This window comes from Streptomyces niphimycinicus, assembly GCF_018883605.1.
Taxonomy (GTDB): Bacteria; Actinomycetota; Actinomycetes; order Streptomycetales; family Streptomycetaceae; genus Streptomyces; species Streptomyces niphimycinicus.
Window position 1 is genome coordinate 1 of record NZ_JAHLEM010001172.1, and the last position, 2,454, is coordinate 2,454.

The following is a 2,454-nucleotide window of genomic DNA, read 5'->3' on the forward strand; positions in this document are numbered from 1 at the left end:
AGCCGTCGTCCTGGCCCGCCGCCGGCGCGCCGCGGGCGGCGGCGACGCGGGCTGACGCCTGACGCCTGACGGATGACCTGGCCTGGCCCATTGGGTCCGGTGCCCGTGCCGTATCCAACGGCTCGGGCGCCGGATCTGGGGGCGGGCGCCCGGGGTGCCGTATTGGGCCCCGGGCTCGGGCAAGCTGTAGGTGACCGCGCGCCGCTTCGCGCGGTGCGCGGTCAGGCTGGGCGGTCGAACCGCGTAGTCAGGCGGCCGATTCGGCGATGGCCTTCGCCAGGGCGATGACGAAGCGGTCCGTCGTGGCGCGGTCGCGGACGGCGATGCGGAGCCAGTCCGGGCCCAGGCCCGGGAACGTGTCACCGCGGCGGACCGCGAAGCCCAGCTCGCGCAGCCGGGTGCGGATGGCCGCCGCGCCCGGCAGATGGATCAGCAGAAAGGGTCCGGCCGCCGGGCCGCATACCCGCACCTCCGCCAACTCGGCCAGCCGGTCGGCCAGATGGGCCCGGTCGGCGGCCGTACGGTCGGCGGCCCGCGCGGCCTCGGCGAGGGCGGGCGGGGCGCAGCATGCCTCGGCCGCCGTCAGGGCGGGGCTGGACACCGGCCACAGCGGCTGGACCCGCTCCAGTGCCGTGATGGTGTCCGGCTCCGCCAGCACATAGCCGATCCGCAGCCCCGCTAGACCCCAGGTCTTGGTGAGGCTGCGCAGCACCACGAGCCCGGGCACATCGGTGCGGGCCGCCAGCGACTCGCGCTCGCCCGGGACGGCGTCCATGAACGCCTCGTCCACCACCAGGGTCCGTCCCGGCCGGGCGAGACCGGCCAGGGCATCGGCCGGGTGGAGCACGGATGTGGGGTTGGTGGGGTTGCCGATCACCACCAGATCGGCGTCCTCCGGCACCGCGTCCGGGGCCAGTTGGAAGCCGTTCCGCTCATCGAGGAGCACCCGCTCCACGGTGTGCCCCGCGTCCCGCAGCGCCGCCTCCGGTTCGGTGAACTGCGGATGCACCACCACCGGCCGCTGGGCCGCGATGGCGCGGGCGAGCAGGACGAACGCCTCCGCCACGCCCGCCGTCAACAGCACCCGGCCGACCGGAAGCCCATGGCACGCGGCGACCGCCTCCCGCGCCGCCCGCCCGTCCGGATAGGCGGCCAGCCCGTCGAGGGAGGCGGCGATGCGGGCCTTGAGCCAGTCCGGAGGCGTACCGGCCCGGACATTGACCGCGAGGTCCGTCAGGTCGGCATCGGCGCCCCGCACCTCCGCGTCCCCGTGATGCCGCAGATCGAACCCGGCGCAGGCGCCGTCGGCGGCCGGGGTGGCGGACCCGCTCGTGGGCAGGCCCGCCGATGGGTCAGTGGACATCGGCGTGGGTATCGGGATGCGCGAAGGCATGGGCCTCATCGCCGAACCCGGCACGCCCGGCGGTGTCGGCCACCTCCTCATAGCGCTCCATGACGAGGTCGGCCAACTCCTTTGCCGGGCCGATGACATCGGCGGAGACCACCTCGACCTCGGGGTGGGCGAGCCCCCAGCCCTCCGCCTGCTGCCGCACCCGCTCCAGGGTGTCCCCGGCGAACAGGAAGTACGGCAGCACCACGACCCGACTGGCCCCCAGCTTGGCGCAGCGGTCCAGGCCGGAGGCCACATCCGGTGCGGCGAGCGAGGAGAAGGCCACCTCGACGCCCGCGAAGCCACGGCCCTCCCACAGCAGCCGGGCGGCGCGGTGCACCTCGGCGTTGGCCTCGGGGAGCGGCGAACCATCGCCCACCAGCAGCACGGTGGTCTCCGCGCGGTCCGAGGGCAGCCGGGGCCGGCTGCCCAGCGCCTCGTCGAGCCGCCGCTCCAGCACGCTCAGCAGCGTGCGGTGCGGGCCGAGCGGCCGGGCGGAGGCGAACGAGGCGTCGGCATGGCGCTCCGCCTCCTGGGCCAGTGCGGCCGCGATGCCGTCTCTTGGGGGAGCCGCCGGGATCAGCGTCAGCGGGACGACGGCGAAGCGGCTCACTCCCTCGCCGACGAGCCGGCTGACCGCATCGGACAGCGGGTGGCTGCCCGGTCCGGTGAGGCCACCCGCCATGGGCAGATCCGGGTGGCGTTCGGCCAACTCCCTTACGAATGCGTGAAAGGCGGTGGCATGCCTTTCGTCTCGCGTGCCGATGCCTGCGAGGAGCAGGGCGGGCGGGGTCGTCACGAGGTCTCCTTGATGCAGGTGGTGCGGGTGTCACGGTCAGCAGGAGGCGGCGGGCTGTTCCGCCCCGAGACGTTACTGACCTGCGTCGGGACGGTCGACGGCAGGTCTTCGCTGCGCGTCCTGCCCGGATTTGACCGCCGCCGGGCGGCGAGCGACGGCGCAGGTGGCCATCCCGGGGCGGCCGTGCGGCGCGGACTTACGCTTGGCGACGAGCAGTTCGGCACCAGGACCGGCGGCCAGCAGCGCGGCGGCCTCGGCGACGGCG

2 protein-coding genes and 1 pseudogene are annotated in these 2,454 nt (G+C 75.0%); all 3 read right to left on the reverse strand.

What is annotated here, in order from left to right; genetic code table 11:
- Positions 1 to 247: 247 nt before the first annotated feature.
- Entirely contained in the window at positions 248 to 1,363 is a 1,116-nt protein-coding gene (gene cobC / locus KN815_RS48590; protein ID WP_253209731.1) for an Rv2231c family histidinol phosphate aminotransferase CobC, read from the reverse strand.
- Positions 1,353 to 2,189, reverse strand: a complete 837-nt coding sequence (locus tag KN815_RS48595) for a sirohydrochlorin chelatase (RefSeq protein WP_216348136.1) — start codon at positions 2,187 to 2,189, stop codon at positions 1,353 to 1,355. Before KN815_RS48595 ends, cobC begins: the two co-directional genes overlap by 11 nt.
- A gap of 72 nt (positions 2,190 to 2,261) precedes the next feature.
- Positions 2,262 to 2,454 (reverse strand): annotated as a pseudogene (locus KN815_RS48600) (cobalamin biosynthesis protein); the annotation flags it as partial.

Excerpts from the sequence above, each read along its gene's own strand:
- cobC (WP_253209731.1), bottom strand. The coding sequence starts at position 1,363 with ATGTCCACTGACCCATCGGCGGGCCTGCCCACGAGCGGGTCCGCCACC.